Genomic DNA, 24,302 nt, shown 5'->3' on the forward strand with positions numbered 1-24,302 from the left:
TTAATGCAGGTATGATCGGGGTTTACGTTGTCCCAGCCAAGATAGTGGAAGTCGCCCACCGATGCAAAACACCAAGCTCTTGCTAACCAGTTTCACCTTCGTGGGACTGCTCGCACTCGCCGGTTGTTCATTCCCCGGGGTTTATAAAATCGACATCCAACAGGGCAATGTCGTCACGCAGGACATGATAGACCAGTTGCGTCCGGGAATGACCCGTCGGCAAGTAAGGTTTATCATGGGCAACCCTTTGTTGACCGACACCTTTCACCCTGAACGCTGGGACTATCTGTACAGCCTGCAGCCTGGTGGTGGCGAACGCCAGCAGGAACGCGTCAGCCTGATCTTCAATGGCAATGACCAGCTGGCGAGCCTGTCCGGTGACTTCAAGCCGGGTGTCAGCCGCGACGAGGCCATTCTCGGGAAGAGCAGCGACACGACTGTCGCCCCCGAAAACCAAGGGACGCAGCCGCCGAAGGAAGAGCCACCGAAGCCTGGCTCATTGCTTGAGCAGATTCAGAACGACGTCGACAAGGTCGAAACCGTGCCCGTTCCTTCCCAGGAACCACTGGACACAAACCCGCGCTGATTCACCGCTTCCTTCTGAAATCAGCCTTATAAAAAAGCCCGGAAATTCCGGGCTTTTTTACGTCTCTCAATCAAGCCGATGAGAAAATTAAATCGGTTTTTGCGCCTTTCTCGCCTCCGCTGCTTTTAAAGCACGCAGACGGCGCACCTCTTTCGGATCAGCCAGCAACGGGCGATAGATCTCAACCCTGTCGCCGGCTTCCACCTCACGTTGCTCCGAATCGCCCACGAGCTTGCCGAAGATGCCCAACGGGCACTGCACGATGTCCAGCTCAGGAAAGTGCTCGGCCATGCCCGATGCAATAGCCGCAGCGCGTACCGATGTTCCGACGGGCACGTCCAGCGCCAGCAACTCCTGGCGGTCGACGGCGGCATATACCACCTCGACGCGGATCGTTAGCTCAGCCATGCAGCTCTTTGGCTCGCTGGCAGAAAGCATCAACCAAGGTGTTGGCGGCCTGATTGAACAGCGGCCCCAGGGTCGCGCGGACAATCGAACCGCTGTAGTCGAACGACAGGTCGAGGCTGATCTTGCAGGCCTTTTCATTCAGGGCCTTGAAGGTCCAGACGCCGTGAAGCTGACTGAAAGGCCCCTCCTCCAGATTCATCTCGATGGTTTGCCCCGGCGTCAGCGTGTTGCGAGTAACGAAGTGCTGGCTCAGGCCGCCTTTTGCGATCTCGACACGCGCACGCATTGAGGTATCACTCTGCTCAAGCACGGTACCGGCGGAACACCACGGCAGAAACTCGGAGTAGCGACTCACGTCGTTGACCAGGTCGTACAGCGCCTGGGCGGGATATGGCAAAAGGGCGGAACGTTGAATATGCGTAGTCATGTCAGCGTCATTTCCAAAGCTGAGCGGCAAAGACAACCACAATGCCGATCGGCGCCACATAGCGCATCAAAAAGAACGTTAAAGCGAACAGAACCGGGCTGCGTACCGACAACTCGTCGCGCACCGCACCGCGTCCCATCACCCAACCTGCGAATACCACAAAGCACAATCCACCCAGCGGAAGCATGATCCGTGAGGTGAAGAAATCGATGACGCCGAAGAAATCCAGCCCCGACGACGCTCCCCACTGATAGAGGTGGAAGCCGCCGCCTTCGTTCACGAAGAATTTGGCCTGCTTCCAGATGTTGAACGAGAAAACCGTCCCGAGCCCGACGAACCAGCAGATGAACGATAGCCAGAACGTCACCCAGCCGCGGCGAACTTTTGTGCGCTCGACCAGATACGCGACCATGGGTTCGAGCAAGGAAATGGCCGAGCTCCAGGCCGCGACCGCGACGAGGATAAAGAACACCACGCCCATGACCGTACCGAAGGCGACGTTACCAAATGCATACGGCAGCGTAACGAACATCAGGCCCGGCCCTTCGCTTGGGTTCAGACCCGCCGCGAACACAATCGGAAACAATGCGAGGCCCGCCAGCAGCGACACGAAGGTGTCGAGCAATGCCACGCCCACCACCGTCGCGCTGATCGAGGCCTCTTTGGTCATGTAGGCGCCGTAAATCATGATCGAACCGACGCCCACACTCAGCGAGAAAAACGCATGCCCCATGGCCGGAAGCAGGCCATCAAGGAGCCTCTCGGGGGTGAAGTCGAACATGAAATGCACCCCTTCCATGAAGTGCCCGGTGGTCAGGCTATAGCCCAACAGAATCACCATCAGCACGAACAGCAACGGCATCAGGATACGCAGGCTGCGCTCAAGGCCGGCGTTCACGCCCTTGGCGATGGTGATTGCCGACAGCAACATGAATAACGTATGCCAGCCGACCAGACGCCAGGGATCGGCAATCATCTCGCCAAAATAGGCACCGACACCGTCAGGCGTTACGCCTCTGAAGTCGCCCTTGCCGACATCGATGATGTACTCGAGCGACCAGCCACCGACGACGCTATAAAAAGAAAGGATCAATAGCGCGGTGACCATGCCGGCGAAAGCGCCCCATGACCACTTTGACGAATGCCCCGCTTCCAGGGCCAGCGTACGCAGCGCGTTGGCCGGACTCTGCCGTGCGCGTCGCCCGATAAGCGTCTCGGCGATCATCACCGGAATCCCGATCAGGGCGATGCACGCCAGAAACACCAGCACAAACGCGCCGCCGCCGTAGACGCCGACCATGTAGGGGAATTTCCAGATGCTGCCCAACCCTACGGCAGAGCCGGTGGCCGCCAGGATAAACACCCAGCGACTGGCCCAACTCCCGTGAACCGAAACCTTGTCCGTCGACATCGTTGACACGTCCAACACGCAAAAAAGATCGCGCATTGTCCGGGATTCACTCCACCTGCTCAAGCACACAGCTTCAGCGCGCGAGCCCATAGCCGAGACGCCCGTTGATCCCTATAATGCGTCGCCTATGGCTAAGCTCAAGAAACATCCCACAGGGACCATCGCGCAAAATAAAAAGGCGCGTCACGATTACTTCATCGAACACAAGTTCGAGGCCGGTCTGGTCCTGGCTGGCTGGGAAGTAAAAAGCCTGCGTGCCAACAAGGTGCAGCTGGTTGACAGTTACGTGTTGCTCAAAGACGGTGAGGCCTGGCTGATGGGTAGCCATATCTCGCCACTGACGACAGCCAGTACCCACGTCATCGCTGACCCGACACGCACCCGTAAACTGTTGCTCAACAAGCGCGAGCTGGAAAAGCTGACGTCGTCTGTTCAGCAAAAAGGCTATGCCTGCGTGGCCCTTGCCCTTTACTGGAAGCAGCACTTGATCAAGTGCGAGATTGCTCTGGGCAAAGGCAAGAAGGAATACGACAAGCGCGATACCGAGCGCGAACGCGATTCCAATCGCGAGCTGCAACGCGCAGTGCGAAACAAGGGCAAGGAAGACTGATTCAGTCTTTCCGGCAGCTTCCAAAAGTCGTCTGTTGATGGCGCACGGTCCGCGATGGGTCGGGCGCCGTGCAGCATCTTTAAATCCGGTTGCGCCGTTCAGCCCGCGCAGTGCGCTGCACTTGCTGGCGCACTTCCTCCAGCACCTCCTGCACGTACAGCAAATGACGGCTCGACACTTCTCGAGCATCGTCTGCCCGCCCTTCGATAATCGCCAGGTACAACTCACGATGCTGATCAATCAGCATGTCGCGGGTTTCTGCGCGCTGTTTGTACATGCCGCCGATGTTGGTGACCACGCTGCGCCGCAGCAGATCGAACAGGCCGCGAATGGTGTGCAGCAACACAGCGTTATGGCTGGCTTCGGCGATGGCGAGGTGGAAACTGGCGTCTGCTGCGCCCTCCTCCGCACGACTCACTTCCTCCGCGCGGCTGTAGCAGTCCTGCAGAGCATCGAACGCCTCGCGCAGCCGCAGCCGATCAACATCCGTCGCGCGTATGGCTGCGTAGTAGGCGCAGGAGGCTTCCAGGGTATGGCGGAATTCAAGCAGGTCGCGCTGGGCGTCCGGGCTGCTTTCCAACAGATGAAGCAGTGGATCGCTGAACGTGGACCCAAGACTGTCGACCACGTAATTGCCGCCGCCTTGACGGCTGATCAACAGCCCTTTGGCCGTCAGCTTTTGAATCGCCTCACGCAGCGAAGGGCGCGACACGCCGAACTGCTCGGCCAGCGCTCGCTCAGCCGGCAGACGACCGCCAGAGCGCAACGTGCCCTCCAGAATCATCCTTTCCAACTGCTCGACAATATCGTCGGACAAGCGGCGCTGACGCACCTGATCAAAGCCCATAACCCTTCACTCCACAACCCGACTGCCCCGCCTGGCTTGGCCGCGGGGCGCATATTCTCGCTGATCGCGATCAGACATTCACCCGGCAGATGTAGGAGAAATCTCCCTCTCAGGCGAAGTGCGGATGAAATCCGGGCGAGCTGCTACGAAAGTTTACGCGTCATAAATTGACACACCGTCAGCAAGGCTCCTAACCTAGCGCCAAGACATTGTAAATTGGTATTACCAATTTACAATGCCGGCGAGGGACGGCTTATCGCTGTCCCACGTTGCAGGCACTTCCCGACGGCGGAACGCTTGAGCTGGTGAGCTGTGCGACTCGTTCGTCAGCGCCGGCAGGCCGACAGATACGCAGTTGTCACCTGCAGGAGCCGCGCACGTAAGACATGGACACCGGGCCTAACCAAAAACAATTAGGGGCCTCATACATGCAAACCTGGCAACAGCTCTACACACCTCTCGGCGGCTTGGGCCTTTCGGCGCTGGTGGCTGTCATTCCGATCGTTTTCTTCTTTCTGGCGCTGGCGATCTTCCGGCTCAAGGGGCACGTCGCGGGAGCCATCACGCTGCTGCTCGCCGTACTGATCGCTATCTTCGCGTTCCAGATGCCTGCCGACATGGCCGTCGCGTCCGCCGGCTACGGCTTCCTCTACGGCTTGTGGCCCATCGCGTGGATCATCATTGCGGCCGTGTTTCTCTACAAACTGACGGTCAAAAGTGGCCAGTTCGAGATCATTCGCAGCTCGGTCATGTCGATCACCGATGACCAGCGCCTGCAGGTCTTGCTGATCGGATTCTGCTTCGGCGCGTTCCTGGAAGGCGCGGCAGGCTTCGGCGCACCGGTGGCGATCACCGCAGCGTTACTCGTAGGTCTGGGATTGAACCCGCTGTATGCCGCCGGCCTCTGCCTGATCGCCAACACTGCACCGGTGGCGTTTGGCGCATTGGGCATCCCGATCATCGTGGCCGGTCAGGTGTCCGGTCTCGACCCGTTCAAGATCGGCGCCATGGCCGGTCGTCAATTGCCACTGTTGTCGGTGTTCGTGCCGTTCTGGCTGATGTTCATGATGGACGGTGTGAAAGGCGTCAAGGAGACCTGGCCAGCGGCTCTGGTCGCGGGCGGCAGCTTCGCCATCGTGCAATTTCTGACCTCTAATTTCATTGGCCCGGAACTGCCTGACATTACCTCGGCGCTGGTCAGCCTCGTGTCCCTGACCTTCTTCCTGAAAGTCTGGCAGCCAGCCCGCGCGGCCGATGCAAAAATCGTCGGTGCGTCCGGCGGTGCTGCGGTCATGGGCGGCGGCGCCGGTAATGCGGGCGGTTTTGGTCAGCCGCGCACCATCAAAAAATCGCCGTACTCGGCAGGCACCATCATCAAGGCATGGTCGCCGTTCCTGATCCTGACTGTCGTCGTGACGATCTGGACGCTGAAGCCGTTCAAGGCGCTGTTCGCCGCGGGCGGCCCATTGCAGGCACTGACCATGAACTTCCCGGTGCCGCACCTGGATCAACTGGTCATGAAGATGGCGCCGATTGTCGCCAACCCGACGGCCATGCCTGCGGTGTACAAGTTTGACCTGCTCGCAGCCTCGGGCAGCGCGATTCTGATCTCGGCGATTCTGGCGATGATCGTGCTGCGCATTACACCTAAAACAGGTGTGGTCACGTTCAAAGAAACGCTGATCGAATTGCGCTGGGCCATCGTGTCCATCGGTATGGTGCTGGCCTTCGCCTTCGTCATGAACTACTCCGGCATGTCCTCGACGCTCGCATTGGTCCTCGCCGGGACTGGCAGCGCCTTCCCGTTCTTCTCGCCATTCCTCGGCTGGCTCGGGGTGTTCCTGACAGGCTCCGACACCTCGTCGAACGCCCTGTTTGGCTCGTTGCAGGCCACCACGGCACACCAGTTGGGCGTCAGTGACGTGCTGATGGTTGCAGCCAACTCAAGCGGCGGCGTAACCGGCAAGATGATTTCCCCGCAATCGATCGCGGTAGCCTGCGCGGCAACCGGGCTGGTTGGTAAAGAATCCGACCTGTTCCGCTTCACCCTCAAGCACAGCATTTTCTTCGCCACGATCGTTGGCTGCATCACCTACGCCCAGGCGTACTGGTTCACCGGCATGCTGGTTCATTAATCAGACGAGCGCCGGGCGTGCTGCTTGCGCGCCCGGCTGTGGCCCCGCTCACTCATCTGCGAGATCCCATGATCATTTCTGCCTCCACCGACTACCGCGCCGCCGCCCAGCGCAAGCTCCCGCCCTTCCTATTCCACTACGCGGACGGTGGCGCCTACGCCGAGCACACCCTGCGCCACAACGTTTCCGACCTGGCCAGCATTGCGCTGCGCCAGCGCATCCTGAAGAACATGTCCGAGCTGAGTCTGGAGACGACACTGTTCGGTGAAACCCTGAGCATGCCGATGGCACTGGCTCCGGTTGGCCTATGCGGCATGTACGCTCGCCGTGGGGAAGTGCAGGCCGCCCGCGCCGCAGATGCCAAGGGCATTCCGTTCACGCTGTCGACGGTGTCGTTGTGCCCGATTGAAGAAGTCGCCCCGGCGATCAAGCGACCCATGTGGTTTCAGCTGTATGTGCTGAAGGATCGCGGTTTCATGCGCAACGCGCTGGAGCGAGCCAAAGCCGCCGGTGTGAAAACACTGGTCTTCACCGTCGACATGCCCGTCCCAGGCGCCCGCTACCGTGACGCCCATTCCGGCATGAGCGGCAAAAGCGGGCCGATGCGCCGGGTCTTGCAAGCCATGACCCACCCGCAATGGGCGTGGGATGTGGGCATCAACGGCCGGCCCCACGACTTGGGCAACGTGTCGGCCTATCGCGGCAACCCTACCGGTCTCACCGATTACATCGCGTGGCTGGGCGACAATTTCGATCCGTCCATTTCGTGGAAGGACCTGGAGTGGATTCGCGATTCCTGGGACGGCCCGATGATCATCAAGGGCATCCTTGACCCTGACGACGCACGGGATGCGGTGAAATTCGGCGCCGACGGCATCGTTGTGTCCAACCATGGCGGCCGCCAGCTTGATGGCGTGTTGTCCAGTGCCCGTGCGCTGCCCGCCATTGCCGACGCGGTAAAAGGCGATCTGAAGATTCTCGCCGACTCCGGCATTCGCAGCGGTCTGGATGTGGTGCGCATGATTGCCCTCGGCGCAGACACCGTGCTGATCGGCCGTGCGTTCATCTACGCCTTGGCCACCCACGGCGAGGCCGGGGTGAAGAATCTGCTGGATCTGTTCGAGAAGGAGATGCGCGTGGCGATGGTCTTGACCGGCGCCAAGTCGATCAGCGAGATCACCCGCGATTCGCTGGTCCGCGAACTGGGCGCCTGACCCGCACTGATCCCGAGCCATGCGGCCTGACAGAGGCCGCAGCGCCGCCGAGATGCCCCCACGAGGAAATCGCATGACCTTGCCCGCCGCTTTTCTGGCCGGTGTGAACAGCCTCATTCCTGCCGGAAGACGCTTCGACGACCCGCTCTCGACCTTGGCCTTCGGCACCGACGCCAGCTTTTATCGGCTGATCCCCAAGCTGGTCATCCGCGTCGAATCAGAAGACGAAGTCGTGGCGCTGTTGAAACTGGCGCAGGCCGATAAAGTCCCGGTGACCTTTCGTGCGGCCGGCACCAGCCTTTCGGGCCAAGCCATCAGCGACTCAGTGTTGATCGTGCTCGGCGACAACTGGAACGGCCGCGAAATACGCGAGCAAGGCGCGCAGATCCGTTTGCAACCCGGCGTAATCGGCGCACAGGCCAACGTCTGGCTTGCGCCATTTGGACGCAAGATCGGTCCAGATCCGGCGTCCATGCACGCGGCAAAAATCGGCGGCATCGTCGCCAACAATTCCAGCGGCATGTGCTGCGGCACGGCCCAGAACACCTATCACACCCTTGCTGGCATTCGGCTGGTGCTCGCCGACGGTGCCCGCCTGGACACGGAAAATGCCGCCAGTGTCGCTGCATTTAAAGTCAGCCACGCCGAGCTGCTCGACCGCCTCGCGCAACTGGGCCGTGAGACGCGCGCAAACACCGAACTCGCCGCGAAGATTCGCCACAAGTACCGCCTGAAGAACACCTGCGGCCTGTCGCTGAATGCCTTGGTGGATTTCGACGAGCCGCTCGACATCCTCAGTCACCTGCTGGTGGGTTCGGAGGGCACGCTGGGTTTCATCAGCGCGGTGACGTACGACACGGTGCCCGATCACCCGAGCAAGGCGACGGCGCTGATTGTTTTTCCCGACATCGAAACCTGCTGCAACGCCGTGGCGGTGCTGAAAACCCAGCCGGTCGCTGCCGTCGAACTGCTTGATCGGCGCAGCATGCGCTCGGTGCAGGACAAGCCGGGCATGCCGGCCTTTGTTCGTGAACTGTCGGACGGCGCCTGTGCACTGTTGATCGAAGCCCGCGCTGCGACGCAGCCGTTGTTGCACGAGCAACTGGCGCAGATCATGGCGTCCATCGCGCACTTTCCGGTCGAGAAGCAGGTTGATTTCACCGAAGACGCGGCCGAGAACGCACGGCTCTGGGCCATTCGCAAGGACACCTTTCCTGCCGTCGGCGCGGTGCGTGAGACGGGTACGACGGTGATCATCGAGGACGTGACCTTCCCCGTCGAGCAACTGGCCATCGGGGTTCGGCGATTGATCGAACTGTTCGAAAAGCACCGCTACGACGAGGCGATCCTGTTCGGCCATGCGCTGGAGGGCAACCTGCACTTCGTCTTCACCCAAGGCTTCAACGATCCGCAGGAGATTGCGCGTTATTCCGCGTTCATGGATGACGTCACGCAACTGGTGGCCGTGGAGTTCAACGGTTCCCTGAAAGCCGAACACGGTACCGGCCGCAACATGGCGCCGTTCGTGGAGCTTGAGTGGGGCAGCGAGGCGTACGCGCTGATGTGGCAACTCAAACGGCTGCTCGATCCTGCTGGCATTCTCAATCCGGACGTCGTGCTCAGTGACGATCCGCGGGTGCACCTCAAGCACCTGAAACCCATGCCGGCTGCCGATGGGATCATCGACAAATGCATCGAGTGTGGTTTCTGCGAACCGGTGTGTCCATCGAAGGGCCTGACCCTGAGCCCACGGCAACGCATCGTCATGTGGCGTGACATTCAGGCCAAAAAACGCGCAGGCACCGACACCACTCAGCTGGAGCGCGACTATCAGTACCACGGCATCGACACCTGTGCGGCCACCGGTTTGTGCGCGCAACGTTGCCCGGTCGGCATCAACACGGGCGAGCTGGTGAAGAAGCTTCGCGGGGAGCAAGCGCATCACGACAAGGCCGCTAGCTGGATCAGTCAGCACTTTGCGACGGCGTTGAAGGGCGCGCGATTTACGCTGCATGCCGCCAATGGCGCCCGCATGCTGTTGGGCGCACCGAGGCTGGCGAAGATTTCCGGCGCGCTGAGCAAAGCGTCTTCAGGCCGCGTGCCTCAGTGGACGCCAGCCATGCCCCAGCCCGAGAACGCCATTCGTTTCACCCTGCCGGTTGAAGATCAGCGCCCTCGCGTGGTCTATCTGGCGGCCTGCGTGTCCCGCGTCATGGGGCCTGCGCCGGGCGATCGCGAACAGATGTCGCTGATGGACAAGACCCGAGGGCTGCTGGAGAAAGCCGGTTATCAGGTGATATTTCCGGAAGACCAGGACAGTCTGTGCTGCGGCCAGCCTTTCTCCTCCAAGGGCTACGCCGAGCAGGCGGAAGGCAAGCGCCAGCAGATGCTTGCTGCGCTGACCAAGGCCAGTCGCGGCGGGCTCGATCCGATCTATTGCGACACCAGCCCCTGTACGTTGCGCCTGATTCAGGACCTCAAGGAGACCCGGCTCGAACTGTATGACCCGGTTCGTTTCATCCGCACCCATCTGCTGGACAAACTGGTGTTCACCCCGCAACAGGCGCCCATCGCGGTTCACGTCACTTGCAGCACGCAACACTTGGGCGAGAGCGAGGCGCTGATCGACCTTGCACGAATGTGCAGCCTGAATGTGGTCGTGCCAGAAGGGATTCATTGCTGCGGCTTTGCGGGGGACAAAGGCTTTACGACACCCGAACTGAACGCCCACGCGCTACGCTCGCTGAAAGAGGCGGTCCAGTACTGTGATGAGGGGATTTCTACCAGCCGGACCTGCGAGATCGGGCTCACGCAACACGGTGGTATCGACTACCACGGTCTGGTCTATCTCGTGGATCGGGTGACTCAACCAAGAACCGCTTGATGCACACAAATGGGGCGGAGATCGCCCCATGATCCCGAAACATCTCGCAACGTGGCTTTTTCACAGCATTGTGAAAAAAATATAGAACCCCTGCGATGAGCGGCAGTCCATCTCTTTAAGCGCCACAACTCATTCGGCGCTTTTTTCCTCTACCTCGGGCACCGGCAAAATCGGCCGGCGATACCGAGTCAACAGGCTCAAGGAGATACACATGAAGCGCACTGCACTGACTGGACTGTTTCTTACCGCTGCACTGTTGGGTTCCCCGGTTTTCGCTGCTGATGATCTGTGCGGCGCGAACATCGCAGCGCTGAAAAATGCTGAGGCGTCGACCGTTACCAACCTGGCCGGCGACAGCAAAACTGACCTTGAAAAAACCGTCGCTGATGCTACCGCTGCGCAAAAAGCTGGCAATGAGAAAGAGTGCATCTCGATCACTCAGAAGAAAATCACCGAGCTGAAAACCGGCGGTGACGGCAGCGACGGCGGCGCCGCGAAGTAATTCGCCGAATCGCGACTGGCCTAGGCCCGTCGCGAGCGGAATGTCAGGCGGACGGTCGACGTATCTCATTGATTCGGGTAGACTCCGCCGCCTGACTGCTAGAGCAGCAGAATTGGGGCCGATTAGGATTCGACGCCGGTGATGAAACTCTAGGGGCATGCCGACTTGGTAACAGAAGTCGTAAATCCACTGTTGCAACTTTCTATAGTTGCCAATGACGAAACCTACGGGGAACAAGCTCTCGCCGCGTAAGCGGTGCTAGCCTTCCTTCTGGTAGCTTCGGCTCCAGCAATCACCAGGGGATGCCTGTAAACCCAAAGTGATTGTCATATAGAACAGGATCGCCGTGCAGTACGCTGTGGACGAATCGGCTAAAACTTACACAGCTCGCCCAAAGCACCCTGCCCGTCGGGTCGCTGAGGGTTAACTTAATAGACACGGCTAAGCATGTAGGCCCGAAAGCGGAGTACTGGCGGACGGGGGTTCAAATCCCCCCGGCTCCACCAAACACGCAATACAAATCAAGCACTTAGCGTTTATCGCAAGTGCTTTTTTTGTGCCTGAATGGGCGGTTTGGTCTGCTCCCGGTGTGACATCGGGCAGTAATGAGCGTGCAAGACCACGCTCATCGACTCATTAGTGAGGAACTGCGCCCTCCCTGTGAGACTTTGCTGTCTGACGCACCGTGTGTTGAAACACTGGCTGATTGCCGGTATTTATCAGATCTATAGCAGCACAGGGAGTAGAGGCGTGGATTATGGATCGGGCATTTTTGCGGTAGTAAGCATCTCGCTGACCTTGCTGATCAGACTCCTGTTCAGTCTGCGCAGCACCAAGCAATGGGAGTCTGACGTCAGTGCAGACTTCGAGGCGGCGCTTAGCGGTATGGGCATCAGTAGCCATACCTTTCTCGTGGATCGAACAGTCGTCCCAAGCTATGACGCATCGGGAGGTGTCTACCGGATTCTGCTCGATCAGGAAGGTCGGTACTTTCTGTACATGTCGGCGGATGGCACTACAGGATTGATCACACCGCTCTCCAAAGAGCGCGCACTGATAGCCGCCAAGATGAACGGATATAAAAGCGAGAGCTGACCGAGGCAGGTGATCGCGGCGACCTCCATTGCTAATGTGCTCCCCGAAGATCAGGTACCTGGAATGGACAACTATGACGTTGATTATGAACTGCTGGACAAAATAATAGAGTGCATCGAAGAAGCATCGGAGTTCGGCGCCAATGCGTTTAAAGATTTAAGTTTTTCGACGGACCTCAATCGGGACCTTGGCATTGAAGGGGATGACGCGAATGTGCTGATGCCTGAGTTTTTCCAGCGGTTTTCAGTGGAACTCAGAGACTATGACCCATACAGATATTTCGTGCCTGAGGGTTACGACCTGCTTTCATTCAGGCGGGGCAAAGAAAGGCGAGGGAAGATACCGATCAAGCTAGGCATGCTGTACTTGGCCGCCAAGACAAAGACTTGGGATCCGGCACTGCTGGAGCTAGTCAACTACAGCAATACCCCTCTTTACAAGAGAAAGCCGACATACCGCTAAACGAGTATGAGATGTCACAGCAACCCAAAACAAGGACTGCCCATGAAGCAATGGATTGCAGCATTAATGATCACGACGCTATCCGGCTGCGGCACGATCATCACGCTCTACAACGCGCCCAAGGCATCGGACAATCTGGCCGGTTGGCATTCGTATTGTTCGCAGATCCCCCGCGTTTACAGCGGCTTTGCTTACGGGTATTGCACTCTGGACGCGCCGGAGAGGTATGGCGTGCACGAGTCGGCTCCGATCGCTGCGGCTGACATGCTGCTTTCAGGAATTGCAGATACCCTCGTCCTGCCTTTCACGATCTATCAGCAGAATGAGCTCGGGGTCATCCCGGTCAAACGCAAACAACGTTGATCAGCACACCGTTAGCACTCGCAGGCCTGCCGCGAAGCCTTGGCGATCCCGGAAGCGCGACACCGCGATGGCGCGCCGAATGTCAGCCATAAAAAAACCCCGCTTAAGTCAGCAGGGCTTTTGAGTTCAGCGCGAGTCGATCAAACCCCGCCCTTCCCCGGCAGCGGCTCGTCATTACCGCGGCGAGTGGTTGGCTCTTCGGTCACCGGATCGTTCTCGGTCCGCGCGGGTTCGGTCGGGTCTACCTGCGGATCGGAAACATCGGGCGACTCTTCATTGAAGCCAAGCTCTTTGTCCGGATCCGTGTGCGTGGAGGTCCCTGTAAGCGAAGTGTCGTTAGCCATGATTCAATCTCCTCGTTTACGTGCGAGTTATCCGCACCATGATCATCAGAATCCCCTGAGCCCGCCAAGTGCCCCGGATTAGACGGGCGGTTTCGTTCGCGGCGCCTCAGGTTGAAAGCGGATCTCATCACGCCCCACTTCTGTCGCCGCTGCTCAACGCAAGCGCTGCACCACGACTGCGACAAATGAACGCCCCTCTCAACCCGGGCCTGCGTTGTGACAACGTTTACAACGGCGTAGAATCCGTAACATCTCGTCGCATCTCCCCATACTTATAATATTCAGCTGACCGCATGCACCGCCCAGGCAAACGCCTCGAGCGGTCTTCCTGCTTGTCGGCGTTTTTGTTGGGGACGCGGCCAACCGAATTCTTCAGGAGGGCATTCGTTTTAATGAATACCACTAACGCACACACCGGAAGTTGGCTAAGCGTAATCGCGCTGGCCCTGGCGGCCTTCATCTTCAACACCACCGAATTCGTGCCGGTGGGTTTGTTGAGTGCCATCGGCCACAGCTTCGACATGACCACTGCCCAAGTCGGCCTGATGCTGACGGTATATGCGTGGATCGTGTCCCTGACCTCGCTGCCGATGATGCTGCTGACCCGCAACATTGAGCGGCGCAAGTTGCTGTTGTTTGTGTTTCTGACGTTCATCGCCGCCCATGTGATGTCGAGCCTGTCGTCGAGCTTCGGCATGCTGCTGGTCAGTCGCGTCGGTATCGCAGTGGCCCACGCCGTGTTCTGGTCGGTCACCGCATCGCTGGCCGTGCGAGTGGCGCCGGAGGGTAAACAGGTTCAAGCCCTCGGGCTCTTGGCAACCGGCACTGCGCTGGCGATGGTGCTCGGCATTCCACTGGGGCGCATGCTGGGCGAAGCGCTGGGGTGGCGCGCGACTTTCCTGGCGATTGCCATTGCCTCGGGCCTTACGGTTCTGGTGCTGATGAAATCGCTTCCGCTGCTGCCGAGCCAGAACTCGGGTTCGTTGCGCAGCCTGCCAATGCTGTTCAAGCGCCCGGCCTTGATGTCGCTTTATCTGTTGACCGCTCTGGTGGTCACGGCGCAGTTCACGGCCTACAGCTACATCGAACCGTTCGCACAGATCGTGGCGAAGATGAATGGCGACATGACCACCGTGATCCTGTTGCTATTCGGCGGTGCCGGGATCGTGGGGTCGGTGATCTTCAGCCGTTACAACAACCGTTACCCGCGCGGCCTGCTGATCACCGCGATCGGCGCGCTGGCGGCGTGTCTGATTCTGCTGCTGCCGCTGTCCGGCAATGCCTCGTCGATGGGTACGTTGAGTGTGGTCTGGGGCATGGCGATCATGTGCTTTGGTCTGGTGATGCAGTCCAAGGTGCTGGCGATGGCGCCGGATGCCACGGACGTGGCAATGGCACTGCATTCGGGCATCTACAACATTGGCATCGGCGGCGGCGCACTGCTGGGCAGCGTGGTGATCAGCCAGCTCGGCGTGGCCAACATCGGCTTGGTGGGCGGGATGGTCGCGATCAGTGGCTTGCTGCTGGCGTGCCTGGCGACGCATCGGTATGGCGAAACCATTCGGGCGTAGTGACAAACCGCAGGATTAAAGCAGCAGACACACTTGAGTGCGTTTGCTGCGCCCACCGCGCTCCCCTCCATCATTCCCATCGATAACCAACATTCCCGCGAATGCCTTCCGCTCAAAACTCATGGGCGTACCATCGCCCTCACACCCAAACACGAACCGAGGGCAGGAAAAATGATCGTTCATCTCCTTACTTGCTTGACGCTCGCAGCTCTCACCAGCTACGTCGTCGCCCTCAAACTCTTCGATCTGGGATCGGTCGTGATGACCGCGGACGAAGAGGATCATCGTGTTGTGGCACCGGCCAACTAAGGCCAAGTAGCTGACACTTATCAGCACCTTTCACGCTTTCAACTTTCTGTTAGATGCGGAGCAATCGACATGACCCGAGACGTCACTTTGCACGTTAGTTTTCCCAAGTTCGGGAAGAACCATTACTCACAACATGTCATCGCCCTCAAGAACAGCCACGGTCTCGTTGAGGACAATCGCTTCGGCGGCTTCATGATGCCTTCGGCCGAGAACCACTTCAGCAATGAGGTGGTGGGCTTCAACGATCAGTTCCGGTTTTTGACTGACGTACTGGCCATGCACTTGCTGGAAGTTGAACAGGCCCGACCTGCACGCCAAGCTCGACAGTCAGCTCAGTCGCGCAGCTTGTAAATAGAGTTTTTTGCACATTGCCACCCCTGCAGCCAGGTAACCCCGACCTTGGCGACACGGGTGGCTTTTCTTTTTGGGCATCTGCCTGATCCCTGCCGCGGACGCCAATCGGAGCTTATGTCGGCAATCGATAGTCGCGTTTGCTTTGGCACCCACTGGCGGAAATCCGGAATCTGAGGTCTGATGCGGAAAGCTCGTACAGATAACGAGCCACACACTTACCTCTGCGGAAGCCAACATGAAACACGCCCTGCTCGCCGGCTTGCTCCTGACTGCCTGTGCCCTGCCCTTCGCGGCAACTGCCAACGACGACAACAATCAGTGCCAGATGAACCTGAGCAAGGTTCGTGACGCGAAAGTCGCCAACCCCAATCTCAGCGACGCCGTGAAAAACGATATCGACACCACCGTGCACCGCGCCGAAGCGGCCTTGGCGCGGCACAACGACGATGGCGGGCGTGAGTGTGTGGCGCTGACACAGCAAGCGCTGCAAAAGGCGCAGAGCAACTGAGCCGGAGGTGCGCCAGCCGGCCCACCTCCTTCAGCGCTGAAGCTATTTCAACACCAGCATTCGATAAACCCCCGCTTCGCTTTCAATCCCGTGGGTGTCATGGGTGAAGCCGGGGAACGACCGATCGAAGCTTTCCAGCGCCCGAAGATAGGCCAGCAACGGCCCGTCCGCAGGCCCTGCGTTTTCCCCAGGCATCAGCAGCGGGATGCCTGGCGGATAAGGCACGATGCCCGTCGCGGCAATACGCCCGGCGGCCTCCTCCAAAGTGACCTGCTCCACCTCGTTCTTGACCAACTTCTCGTACGCTTCCACCGGGCTGAATTCCGCCTTGGGTAACGTGCCGAACGCCTTCGACATGGCCGCCGTGGTCTTGGTCTCTTTCATCGCGGCAAAGATGTCTTCCGCCAGATCTTTCAGCCCCATGCCGGCATAGCGCTGCTGATTCGCGGCCAGCAATTCGGGCAGGCAAAGCTCCAGTTCCAGGTTGTTGTCGTAGTCGCGTTTGAAGTCGAGCAACGCGTTCACCAGCGTGCCCCACTTGCCCTTGGTGATGCCGATGGAGAACAGGAAAAGGATGGTGAAGTCCGTGGTCTTCTCGACGACGATGCCCTGATGACCCAGATAAGCGCTGAGCACACAGGCCGGAATGCCGAAGTCCATCAGGTTGCCGTCGTCGCCCATGCCCGGGCTGAGGATGGACACCTTGATCGGGTCGAGCATGCAGTAGCCGTCCTCGATGTCGCCGAAGCCGTGCCACACCTCGTTGGGGTGCAAGACCCAGCAATTCGGATCGGTCTTGAGCCGCACCGGATCGACTTCGTGAAACGCAATCGCCGTGGCCTCGACCTGCACTGTAGGCGGCTGCCAGCAGGAAAAAAACCAGTCGTCCTGGCTCAGCATGTCGGTCTGCATGCGCGAAATGACCTGACGGAACGCGACGGCTTCTTCGATGGATTCGTTGGTCAGAATCTGGCCACTTGGCGCTTCCATCATTGCCGAGCTGACATCGCACGACGCCATGATCGCGTAATTGGGCGAAGTCGACGCGTGCATCATGTAGGACTCGTTGAACCGCCCGTGGGGAATCGGGTTGCGGCCGTTACGGACATGAATCATTGAGGCCTGGGACAGCGCCGCGAGCAGCTTGTGGGTCGACTGCGTGGCGAACACGGTGGGCTTGGACGGATCGTGATCCTCCGGGCGGCCGTGCATGGCGAAGCGGTCCTTGTACAGCGGGTTGAACCGCGCATAGCCGTACCAGGCTTCGTCGAAATGCAGCCGGTCAACGCTCTGCCCCAGCAGCTCTTCGACGCGGGTGACGTTATAGGTCAGGCCGTCGTACGTGGAGTTGGTGACGATGGCATGCACCGGCGTCGGGTCGATGTGGCTTTTGACCAGCGGGTTGCTGGCGATGGCGGCTTTGACGCTCTCGGCGCTCAAGGTCCGCGGCAGGATCGGGCCGATGATGCCGAAGCGGTTGCGCGTCGGAACCAGGTAGGTCGGGATCGCACCGGACAGCGTCATCGCGTGCTCGGCGGACTTGTGACAGTTGCGGTCGCACAAGGCGATCTGGTCGCGGGTCACGCTGGCCATCAGGATCACGCGATTGGACATTGAGGAGCCGTTGGTCACGTAGTACGTGCGGTGGGCGCCGAACACCTTTGCCGCATAACGCTCGCCTTGGCCGATCGGGCCGCTGTGGTCGAGCAACGAGCCCAGTTCGCCGACGGAAATCGACAGGTCCGAGCGCAGCAGGTTCTCGCCGAAAAACTCGTAAAACGCGCGGCCTGCGGTGCTCTTCAGAAACGCCGTGCCGCCAGCGTGGCCCGGGGTGTGCCAGGAATATTCGTAGCTGCGGGCGAACTTCAGCAGCGCGCCGAACATCGGTGGCAACACCGCCTGACGATAGCGTTCGATGGCCGCCATGATGCGTCCGCTGAGGAAGCGGCTGGTGTCTTCGGGCAGCCAGATGAAGTCATCGGCGTGCTGCATGACGATCAACGGCACACTCGACGCCGTGCTGCGATCGCTGATCAGAAACACCGGCACACGGGTGTTGCGCTCACGCAAGGTGGTGAGCAGATCGATGCATTCCTTGTGGTCGTCGCTGCTGTCCATTTCCCAACTGAGCAACACACACTGGATCGCCGGATCGGAGCTGAGGATCGACTTCGCATCGCTCAGGCTTTCGGAGGTCAGCACGCTGATGGCGCGGTCTTCCACGTCGCTGATCAACTGGATCAGGGCCCGGCCGAACACGCTGCGTTTGTCGGGCTGGCTGCTGACCAGCAGCGCCAGCATGCCCAGCAAGTGTCTGTTGTCGCTCATGGTCGAGTCTCCAGGTTGGCCATCTTCAGGTTATTGACGGGGATCGGCTCGCCGACGATGTGCTGCGCCGCGACGGTCTGGGTGGGTACGCTGTTGTTCAGCGCTTCGAGCCGGATCAGGCGGGTGTTGACGTAACCGAACAGGGTGTAGCCGACGATGGTCGCCACCCCGCCAAGCATCAACGCTTCGGCGCCGGAGCTGTACAGCGCCAGATAGCTGTACGCGGTCGCGATGCCGGCCACGATGTTTGTGATGAGGGCTTTTTGCGGCGGCACGTTGGAGACCTTTTGCAGGGTCATCAGCGTCGCCATCGACAGGATGTACGGCACCAGATTGGTGACCACTGCAAGATTGACCAGGGTGTCGAATTGCTTGGCCAGGTCGGGGCTGATGGTCAACAGCGCCAGAGCGGTCTGGATCGCCAGCAGGATCAACATGCTGATGATCGGCACTCCGTACTTGTTGGCTTTGGCGAAGATCGGCAGGAAGTATCCGGTGTCCGCCGAGCTTTTGAACACCTGTGCCACCGTGAACTGCCAGCCCAAGAGCGAGCCGATGCACGCGAGGACCATGAGCCCCATGATGATGTCGCCGACCATGGGGTTAAACATCTTGGCGAACACCAGCCCGAACGGCGCGGTTGAAGAAACCAGTTCCGCGTTGTCGACGATGCCGGCGATGACGTTGGTCGACACGATGTAGATCACCGCTGCGCCGAGGGTCCCACCGAGCACTGCGATGGGCACGTTCTTCTCGGGGTTTTCCACTGCATCACCGTTGGCGCACGCCGACTCCAGACCGAGGAACGCCCACAAGGTAATCGCCACCGAAGCGCCCGCGGCCTCGTACCAGGTCTTGTCGTGGGGGTTCCATCCTGCCGCATAGGTGCTGCTCTCAAACCAGAACCAGCCAATGGTCGAAACCAGCACGACGGGCGCAATAACGCCCCATACGGTTACTGCGCCAATCTTGCCGGTAATACTCGCGCCGCCGAAGTTGGCGAACGTGGTGATCCATAACAGCGCGATGGTGGCGAGACCGACTTCAAGCGAACCCAACTTGATATCGAACAGCGTCTGAATATATCCAACTGCGGTGGTACTGATGGCCACGTTGGCAATCAACAAAGACAAACCGTAGGTGTAGTTGGTGATGTAGTTACCCGACTTGCCGAACGTATATTCCGCGTAACCGCCCATGCCGCCGGTCTTGCGACTGAGCATGCCGCACCGCGCGAAAGCGTAGGCCAGAGCCAGCGACCCGGTGGCCGTGATTAGCCACGAAAGAATGGAAATGCCGCCGACCTCGGCGAGTTTGGTGGGCAACAACACAATGCCGGATCCCAGCATGTTGACCGCAGTCAACATCGTGAGCTGACCCACGCTCATTTTCTTAGCGACTGACATTCCGTTGCCCTATTTGGAAGAAGTGAGAGGGTTTAGCTATAGCAAAGGATTCTTGTTAATCAAGAAACAGCCGGCCGCTAGTTGCTGGCGACAAGCCATCTTTGCTTGGGCTAGTTATGGTTTTGGAAGGTTGAATAACGTTGGAAAGAACTGATAGTTCAGAGGGATGGCGGCATCTAACCGGAGGCAAAAGAGGATAGCGTCAGAAATAAGAGGGGCATTGATCTATATCAACCGGATGACGAATAGCATCTAGGCCATGAAGATCATTTTTCATGATCAGGGATTGAATGGCCTCACTTTGCAGACGCTAATTTGGAGGCCAATCGAACCATGGGAGCCAGCTTGCTAAATCCCACCTAAGCGGCGTTGGCTGCGCGACTGCGCAGCTGCCGGGTAAACGGAGAATCTGGCACGGCTTTAAACAAACAGCGTGATCAGCGCAAAGCCGACGTACCAGACGATGGCCGAGCGAATGAGCAACTCCCACAATACATCCAGGCTATTGACGCCCTCGACGCCCACCACTGGCGCGGGGACCTCGCCGGCGACGCAGCCGACTTTGCTGATGAGGCGCGAGGCGCTGATGTTCCAGTTGAGCAATTCGCTCAGCATCACGCGGCTGACCGCGACGAAGTTGCCCACCAGTGCAAAGCTGGCCGCCAGCAAGCGCACAGGCACCCAGTCAAATGCATGCCTTGCCTGGGTCGCGCGTTCGACCAGCGCCGGGGTCTTGCCGTGTTCCGAGGCAAGCGCCAGCAAGCGGTACGCCAACGCAGCGACCGGACCGAGCACGAAATACCAGAAAATCACCGTGAAGAAGCCCTGATAAATCTGCCACAGCAGGTACGTTTGAGCTCCGCCCAATAGCTGCTCTTCATTCTCGGCCCGGACACCCAGGTCACGTTCGGCAACCAGAACCGCTGCTTCCTGATCGCCCCGACGGCAGGCGTCCCGAAATGAGCCGAGTGTGGCTTTGACGTCGCCACGGCCCAGGCTGTAAATCAGCACCAGCAAATGGATCGGCAACGCGAGCCAGCCATAGGCCACCGAGCCGACAATCACCAATACCAGGGCGAGGACCACCAAAGGCAGCACAACCGTCACCATCAAAATCCACCACGGCCGTTTGGCCGAGCGTGGGTTGGATTCCAGCCGGCTCAATTGAGTGAGCCATGGCCCGTCGCGCTGAATACGCTGGCGCAGGGCCGAGAACTTCTCGACCCAGACCGCCAGTAGCAAAACCAGAAAACTCATTAGCTGTTCCTCACTTCAAACGTCCAAGGCGGCACGAAACCGCGCCCAGTCAAAACACGGACCCGGATCGGTCTTGCGCCCCGGCGCGATGTCGCTGTGACCGCATATGCGTTGCGTCGTAATCGCCGGCCAAGCCGTCTGCAACTGGCGGGTCAGCTCGATCAACGCCTCATATTGCACGTCGGTGAAGGGTTGATCATCAGTGCCTTCAAGCTCGATGCCAACGGAAAAATCATTGCACGTCTCGCGCCCCTCGAACACCGACACACCCGCATGCCAGGCACGGTCGAGGCACGATACGAATTGTGTCACCTCGCCGTCGCGCTCAATCAGGAAATGCGCAGAGACCCGCAGCTCGGCGATGCCTTCAAAGTAAGGGTGTTCTGTGACGTCCAGCCGGTTCTGGAAGAACGCCTGGACCTTGCCGGTCTTGAACTGCGCGGGCGGCAGACTGATGTTGTGGATGACCAGCAACGAGATTTCGTTTTCCGGCCGGGCATTGAAATTGGGTGAAGGGCAGTGTTGCGCGCCGTGGCACCAGCCGGTGGCAGGGTCCAGATGCATGGGAAGTCCTTAGGGCGTGAAACGACAGCGCGCAGTATGCCCGCGACTGGAAAGGATGTGGATGGCGAATCAGCCTGGAGGTCACGCAGATTCGCAGGCAGAAGTCGTAGGACCTATCTGGCGCTTAGCCCTTGAGCTTGCGCAGATTACCTAGCACCGACTCCAGCGCGCGGTCGAACAGCAGGGCATCGTCGAGAACACGAATCGTGCCGCGACGGAATTCCACCGCAAGGCCCATACGGGTTTTCTCAAGGACCTTCATGCCGGTGCGATTGACGAACACGTAGCGCCCGCTCGGCTCGACGATCGCCGCCAGCTTGCAACGCAGCTTGTGGGATTCGTCTTCCTGGATCTCTACCCAACTTCCCAGACGAAGCTTTTCGACCTGCAACAAACCTTCGTCGTCAGCAGGCAGCTGCGTCGACGGTTCGTTCTGAATTTGCTCGCCCGGCCCAACCAGCACGATCTCCTCCACCACCGCCATCATCGTGGGGCCGTTAGCGGACTGCGGCTGATCGCCTTCCGCATCACCTTTTGGCGTCCGCGCTACATGGCTGAACGCCTGTACGTGCAACACTTCGAGCTGACTGAAGAATTCGCTGGTGGCAAACGGATCAAAAGCGGCGCTGCTCAAGCCGTCGCGCAGGGACTTCAGCAGCCCCGGCACCAGCTCGAGCAAACGCTGTCGCGCTTCCGGCTCATCATGGGGCTCGACGCTCCAGATCAGATCGTCCATGGCCTGGAGGCCTGAAGCCCACTCGCTCGACTGATCACCGTGCTTCAGGCACGTCAGCAACAGGACCTTGCTCCAGGCCTCCTGCAACAGGCGAACAACCACCTGCGGCAGGGTCTTGCCGAGCAGGCGATCGTTCAACGCCTGCTGCACGCGCTGCCGGGCCAACTCGGCCAATGCGCGGCCTTGTTCGGCGTCACGGGTGCGCTGCTCAAGGAGTTCGCTGCGACGACGCTCGTCACTGGTAAAGGCCAGGAAATCCACCAGCAGTTCAGTGAAGATCGCCGGGTCATCGACAAAATCGTGGAGCAGGCGCTGGACGATCTGATCGATGCGGGCGTAGAGCGAGTCGCGCTGGGTGTCATCGCGACCACCCCAGCCAAGCGCTGCAGAGGCGATTTCGTTCAGCAGCCGGCGCGCAGGGTGGCTGCCACGGCTGAAGAAACTCTTGTCGATGACCGCAACCTTGAGCATCGGAATCTGCAAACGACCGATCAACGCACGCAGCGAACTCGGCAGGTTGCGGTCGTCGAGGATGAACTCAAACAGCATCGAGATGAGGTTGATAACGTCCTCATCCATTGTGCCGACGACGCGAAACTTACCGCTTCTCGCGCTGACCCGGCTGATCAACTGCTCAAGCTGAGCGCGCAGATCGAAATCGTCGCTCTCCTCAACTTTCGGGACGTACTGTTGCAAGTGGGACAGTAGACGCAGCAAGTCCTGGCTGGAAATTGGGCGCGCATCGGTCACCGAATCAGGGCGCGGCGTCAGATGACCACGCACGTGCACCAGTAACCCCTGCAGCGCGGAAAACACGTCCTGCACGCTTTTATCGAGGCTTTCGGTCGCCTGCAGGATGGCGGCGTTGTCGGCACGCACGGCTTCGCTCGAAAGCGGCACGCTGGCAATACGATCAGTCGAGCGGCGGGACGGCAATGCCTTCAATTCCGGCAATACACCTGCGGAAATTAACAACTGGTTGGCTTCCTCATAAAGCTGATCGGCGTTGCTCAAGGCGTACTTCTCAAACAGCTTGAGAATGATCAGCTTCACCTTGATTTCAACGCCCAGACTGCGCCCGGCTTGCAGGAAATAGTCGCACAGCAGCGTCGGGCCCAACGGATTGGTCTCGTCGGTCAACGGCTGGGGGATGAGTACGTTCAAACGTGTGGTCAGCTGACCGAGGGCGATACCGTCGCGACTCATGACCTTGACCACCATCGCGTCAACCGCAACTGTGCGTTCGAGATCATCGTTATGGACCAGTGCAAGCTTGTCGTAGGAAACGGGCTCGGGCATCGGGGGCTCGGCCACTTCGTACTGGCCCAGGCGCAGGAATGCTTCAAAGAACTTGTCGAGGAAATTGCGCTCGATGCTTTTGCGCTTCAAACGCAAGTCGCGCATGGCTTCAAAAAAGATGTTCTGCTCAGCGTTGTTGTGAGCACGGTCGGCCATTTCGAAAAGCGTGTCGTCGGCATTGTCGAACAGCGTCTGCAGGCTTTCCTTCAGTTGCTGGGCGGCCCGGTCACGAACTTGAAGCAGAACGACGGGCAGCCGAGCGACAGGCGAAGAACCGGGATGATCCGCACCTGCCTTCAAGGGCACCACTTTGTTACCGTCGTTCTGCATCAAGGACTCCTTCACACCGTCGACACAACTGCTTTAACAACAGCTACACCCCGCAGCGAAGGAAGACTCGACTCCATTCGGACGGATCTCAAAATTTTATCCCTTGGGATGTTGCAGGCTAACGTCAACGCTATGACGTCAAATACAAGGCGAAAGTATCAGGTAAATCTGGGCCGCTCGCCAGCGGACTCTTCGCCTTAATTGGAATAATAGAAGGCGGCGAAGGGACATGTGCAGCGATAGACCATCAAAATCACAATCTGTCGCATAAGCGAGGAAAAAACCGACAAAGTGCAGGTTATGCATTCGAGTGGACACCTGGCGTACGTAGGTTGGTACACGCGTCTGCCAT

23 protein-coding genes and 1 other RNA gene are annotated in these 24,302 nt (G+C 59.2%); 14 read left to right on the forward strand and 10 right to left on the reverse strand.

Annotation, left to right across the window (positions count from 1 at the left end; translation table 11 throughout):
- Positions 1 to 61: 61 nt before the first annotated feature.
- Positions 62 to 586: an outer membrane protein assembly factor BamE gene (locus AC07VF_RS16600; protein WP_346629228.1), complete on the forward strand. Its 525-nt coding sequence runs from the start codon at positions 62 to 64 to the stop codon at positions 584 to 586.
- 87 nt (positions 587 to 673) lie between these two features.
- Here the strand turns inward: AC07VF_RS16600 and AC07VF_RS16605 are convergent, their stop codons facing one another.
- Genes AC07VF_RS16605 through AC07VF_RS16615 form a run of 3 tightly spaced genes read right to left on the reverse strand, consistent with a single transcriptional unit; the run spans position 674 to position 2,832 of the window.
- Positions 674 to 994: an RnfH family protein gene (locus AC07VF_RS16605; RefSeq protein WP_346629229.1), complete on the reverse strand. Its 321-nt coding sequence runs from the start codon at positions 992 to 994 to the stop codon at positions 674 to 676.
- Positions 987 to 1,421 (reverse strand): type II toxin-antitoxin system RatA family toxin, encoded by a 435-nt coding sequence (locus tag AC07VF_RS16610; protein WP_133776812.1) that lies wholly within the window; start codon positions 1,419 to 1,421, stop codon positions 987 to 989. The genes AC07VF_RS16605 and AC07VF_RS16610 overlap by 8 nt, the downstream gene beginning before the upstream one ends.
- Before the next feature lie 7 nt (positions 1,422 to 1,428).
- On the reverse strand, positions 1,429 to 2,832 hold the full coding sequence (locus AC07VF_RS16615; RefSeq protein WP_346629230.1) for a sodium-dependent transporter: 1,404 nt from the start codon (positions 2,830 to 2,832) through the stop codon (positions 1,429 to 1,431).
- A gap of 127 nt (positions 2,833 to 2,959) precedes the next feature.
- On the opposite strand from AC07VF_RS16615, the gene smpB reads away from it, so the two are divergent.
- A complete protein-coding gene (gene smpB, locus AC07VF_RS16620; protein WP_065987620.1) occupies positions 2,960 to 3,442 on the forward strand; it encodes an SsrA-binding protein SmpB in 483 nt (160 codons plus the stop codon).
- A gap of 79 nt (positions 3,443 to 3,521) precedes the next feature.
- Here smpB and AC07VF_RS16625 read toward each other — a convergent pair whose 3' ends face one another.
- Positions 3,522 to 4,289: a GntR family transcriptional regulator gene (locus tag AC07VF_RS16625; RefSeq protein WP_192173318.1), complete on the reverse strand. Its 768-nt coding sequence runs from the start codon at positions 4,287 to 4,289 to the stop codon at positions 3,522 to 3,524.
- Between the two features lie 428 nt (positions 4,290 to 4,717).
- On the opposite strand from AC07VF_RS16625, the gene AC07VF_RS16630 reads away from it, so the two are divergent.
- The 8 genes from AC07VF_RS16630 (at position 4,718) to AC07VF_RS16665 (ending at position 12,944) form a co-directional block, all read left to right on the forward strand.
- Complete coding sequence (locus tag AC07VF_RS16630) at positions 4,718 to 6,424, forward strand: lactate permease LctP family transporter (RefSeq protein WP_495009237.1); 1,707 nt, start codon at positions 4,718 to 4,720, stop codon at positions 6,422 to 6,424.
- A 68-nt stretch (positions 6,425 to 6,492) separates the two neighbouring features.
- Positions 6,493 to 7,638: an FMN-dependent L-lactate dehydrogenase LldD gene (gene lldD / locus AC07VF_RS16635; protein ID WP_346629232.1), complete on the forward strand. Its 1,146-nt coding sequence runs from the start codon at positions 6,493 to 6,495 to the stop codon at positions 7,636 to 7,638.
- Between the two features lie 73 nt (positions 7,639 to 7,711).
- Entirely contained in the window at positions 7,712 to 10,522 is a 2,811-nt protein-coding gene (locus tag AC07VF_RS16640; RefSeq protein WP_346629233.1) for an FAD-binding and (Fe-S)-binding domain-containing protein, read from the forward strand.
- A 211-nt stretch (positions 10,523 to 10,733) separates the two neighbouring features.
- On the forward strand, positions 10,734 to 11,024 hold the full coding sequence (locus tag AC07VF_RS16645; protein ID WP_346629234.1) for a PA2433 domain-containing protein: 291 nt from the start codon (positions 10,734 to 10,736) through the stop codon (positions 11,022 to 11,024).
- Positions 11,025 to 11,138: 114 nt separating this feature from the next.
- Positions 11,139 to 11,530, forward strand: a transfer-messenger RNA (tmRNA) gene (ssrA, locus tag AC07VF_RS16650).
- Between the two features lie 244 nt (positions 11,531 to 11,774).
- Positions 11,775 to 12,119, forward strand: a complete 345-nt coding sequence (locus AC07VF_RS16655) for a hypothetical protein (protein ID WP_346629235.1) — start codon at positions 11,775 to 11,777, stop codon at positions 12,117 to 12,119.
- Between the two features lie 63 nt (positions 12,120 to 12,182).
- Entirely contained in the window at positions 12,183 to 12,581 is a 399-nt protein-coding gene (locus AC07VF_RS16660; protein WP_346629236.1) for a DUF1493 family protein, read from the forward strand.
- Between the two features lie 42 nt (positions 12,582 to 12,623).
- Positions 12,624 to 12,944 carry a YceK/YidQ family lipoprotein gene (locus tag AC07VF_RS16665; protein WP_346629237.1) on the forward strand — a complete coding sequence of 107 codons (321 nt, stop codon included), beginning with the start codon at positions 12,624 to 12,626 and terminating at the stop codon, positions 12,942 to 12,944.
- Between the two features lie 140 nt (positions 12,945 to 13,084).
- On the opposite strand, the gene AC07VF_RS16670 is transcribed toward AC07VF_RS16665, so the two are convergent.
- Positions 13,085 to 13,288, reverse strand: a complete 204-nt coding sequence (locus AC07VF_RS16670; RefSeq protein WP_192173349.1) for a DUF6021 family protein — start codon at positions 13,286 to 13,288, stop codon at positions 13,085 to 13,087.
- A gap of 392 nt (positions 13,289 to 13,680) precedes the next feature.
- On the opposite strand from AC07VF_RS16670, the gene AC07VF_RS16675 reads away from it, so the two are divergent.
- The 4 genes from AC07VF_RS16675 (at position 13,681) to AC07VF_RS16690 (ending at position 16,030) form a co-directional block, all read left to right on the forward strand.
- Positions 13,681 to 14,859 (forward strand): sugar transporter, encoded by a 1,179-nt coding sequence (locus AC07VF_RS16675; protein ID WP_192173350.1) that lies wholly within the window; start codon positions 13,681 to 13,683, stop codon positions 14,857 to 14,859.
- A gap of 33 nt (positions 14,860 to 14,892) precedes the next feature.
- Positions 14,893 to 15,168, forward strand: a complete 276-nt coding sequence (locus tag AC07VF_RS16680) for a hypothetical protein (RefSeq protein WP_346629238.1) — start codon at positions 14,893 to 14,895, stop codon at positions 15,166 to 15,168.
- A gap of 69 nt (positions 15,169 to 15,237) precedes the next feature.
- Entirely contained in the window at positions 15,238 to 15,519 is a 282-nt protein-coding gene (locus AC07VF_RS16685) for a hypothetical protein (protein ID WP_346629239.1), read from the forward strand.
- Between the two features lie 238 nt (positions 15,520 to 15,757).
- The gene (locus tag AC07VF_RS16690) at positions 15,758 to 16,030 is read left to right on the forward strand and encodes a PA2433 domain-containing protein (protein WP_346629240.1); all 273 of its coding nucleotides are present in this window, start codon (positions 15,758 to 15,760) and stop codon (positions 16,028 to 16,030) included.
- 42 nt (positions 16,031 to 16,072) lie between these two features.
- On the opposite strand, the gene AC07VF_RS16695 is transcribed toward AC07VF_RS16690, so the two are convergent.
- The 5 genes from AC07VF_RS16695 to AC07VF_RS16715 form a co-directional block, all read right to left on the reverse strand.
- Entirely contained in the window at positions 16,073 to 18,358 is a 2,286-nt protein-coding gene (locus tag AC07VF_RS16695) for an Orn/Lys/Arg family decarboxylase (protein ID WP_495009236.1), read from the reverse strand.
- Positions 18,355 to 19,764 carry a putrescine-ornithine antiporter gene (potE, locus tag AC07VF_RS16700; protein WP_495009235.1) on the reverse strand — a complete coding sequence of 470 codons (1,410 nt, stop codon included), beginning with the start codon at positions 19,762 to 19,764 and terminating at the stop codon, positions 18,355 to 18,357. The genes AC07VF_RS16695 and potE overlap by 4 nt, the downstream gene beginning before the upstream one ends.
- Before the next feature lie 420 nt (positions 19,765 to 20,184).
- Complete coding sequence (ampE, locus tag AC07VF_RS16705) at positions 20,185 to 21,021, reverse strand: regulatory signaling modulator protein AmpE (protein ID WP_495009234.1); 837 nt, start codon at positions 21,019 to 21,021, stop codon at positions 20,185 to 20,187.
- Between the two features lie 15 nt (positions 21,022 to 21,036).
- Complete coding sequence (gene ampD / locus AC07VF_RS16710) at positions 21,037 to 21,585, reverse strand: 1,6-anhydro-N-acetylmuramyl-L-alanine amidase AmpD (RefSeq protein WP_346628400.1); 549 nt, start codon at positions 21,583 to 21,585, stop codon at positions 21,037 to 21,039.
- 124 nt (positions 21,586 to 21,709) lie between these two features.
- Positions 21,710 to 23,950: a DUF1631 domain-containing protein gene (locus tag AC07VF_RS16715; RefSeq protein WP_495009233.1), complete on the reverse strand. Its 2,241-nt coding sequence runs from the start codon at positions 23,948 to 23,950 to the stop codon at positions 21,710 to 21,712.
- Between the last annotated feature and the right edge of the window lie 352 nt (positions 23,951 to 24,302).

It is taken from the genome of Pseudomonas sp. GW821-FHT02H06 (assembly GCF_059421525.1).

Excerpts from the sequence above, each read along its gene's own strand:
- AC07VF_RS16660 (WP_346629236.1), top strand. The coding sequence starts at position 12,183 with ATGGACAACTATGACGTTGATTATGAACTGCTGGACAAAATAATAGAG.
- AC07VF_RS16605 (WP_346629229.1), bottom strand. The coding sequence starts at position 994 with ATGGCTGAGCTAACGATCCGCGTCGAGGTGGTATATGCCGCCGTCGAC.
- AC07VF_RS16690 (WP_346629240.1), top strand. The coding sequence starts at position 15,758 with ATGAAACACGCCCTGCTCGCCGGCTTGCTCCTGACTGCCTGTGCCCTG.
- potE (WP_495009235.1), bottom strand. The coding sequence starts at position 19,764 with ATGTCAGTCGCTAAGAAAATGAGCGTGGGTCAGCTCACGATGTTGACT.
- AC07VF_RS16615 (WP_346629230.1), bottom strand. The coding sequence starts at position 2,832 with ATGTCGACGGACAAGGTTTCGGTTCACGGGAGTTGGGCCAGTCGCTGG.
- AC07VF_RS16645 (WP_346629234.1), top strand. The coding sequence starts at position 10,734 with ATGAAGCGCACTGCACTGACTGGACTGTTTCTTACCGCTGCACTGTTG.
- AC07VF_RS16610 (WP_133776812.1), bottom strand. The coding sequence starts at position 1,421 with ATGACTACGCATATTCAACGTTCCGCCCTTTTGCCATATCCCGCCCAG.
- AC07VF_RS16640 (WP_346629233.1), top strand. The coding sequence starts at position 7,712 with ATGACCTTGCCCGCCGCTTTTCTGGCCGGTGTGAACAGCCTCATTCCT.
- smpB (WP_065987620.1), top strand. The coding sequence starts at position 2,960 with ATGGCTAAGCTCAAGAAACATCCCACAGGGACCATCGCGCAAAATAAA.
- lldD (WP_346629232.1), top strand. The coding sequence starts at position 6,493 with ATGATCATTTCTGCCTCCACCGACTACCGCGCCGCCGCCCAGCGCAAG.
- AC07VF_RS16665 (WP_346629237.1), top strand. The coding sequence starts at position 12,624 with ATGAAGCAATGGATTGCAGCATTAATGATCACGACGCTATCCGGCTGC.
- AC07VF_RS16715 (WP_495009233.1), bottom strand. The coding sequence starts at position 23,950 with ATGCAGAACGACGGTAACAAAGTGGTGCCCTTGAAGGCAGGTGCGGAT.
- ampE (WP_495009234.1), bottom strand. The coding sequence starts at position 21,021 with ATGAGTTTTCTGGTTTTGCTACTGGCGGTCTGGGTCGAGAAGTTCTCG.
- AC07VF_RS16670 (WP_192173349.1), bottom strand. The coding sequence starts at position 13,288 with ATGGCTAACGACACTTCGCTTACAGGGACCTCCACGCACACGGATCCG.
- AC07VF_RS16675 (WP_192173350.1), top strand. The coding sequence starts at position 13,681 with ATGAATACCACTAACGCACACACCGGAAGTTGGCTAAGCGTAATCGCG.
- AC07VF_RS16695 (WP_495009236.1), bottom strand. The coding sequence starts at position 18,358 with ATGAGCGACAACAGACACTTGCTGGGCATGCTGGCGCTGCTGGTCAGC.
- AC07VF_RS16685 (WP_346629239.1), top strand. The coding sequence starts at position 15,238 with ATGACCCGAGACGTCACTTTGCACGTTAGTTTTCCCAAGTTCGGGAAG.
- AC07VF_RS16600 (WP_346629228.1), top strand. The coding sequence starts at position 62 with ATGCAAAACACCAAGCTCTTGCTAACCAGTTTCACCTTCGTGGGACTG.
- AC07VF_RS16625 (WP_192173318.1), bottom strand. The coding sequence starts at position 4,289 with ATGGGCTTTGATCAGGTGCGTCAGCGCCGCTTGTCCGACGATATTGTC.
- AC07VF_RS16630 (WP_495009237.1), top strand. The coding sequence starts at position 4,718 with ATGCAAACCTGGCAACAGCTCTACACACCTCTCGGCGGCTTGGGCCTT.
- ampD (WP_346628400.1), bottom strand. The coding sequence starts at position 21,585 with ATGCATCTGGACCCTGCCACCGGCTGGTGCCACGGCGCGCAACACTGC.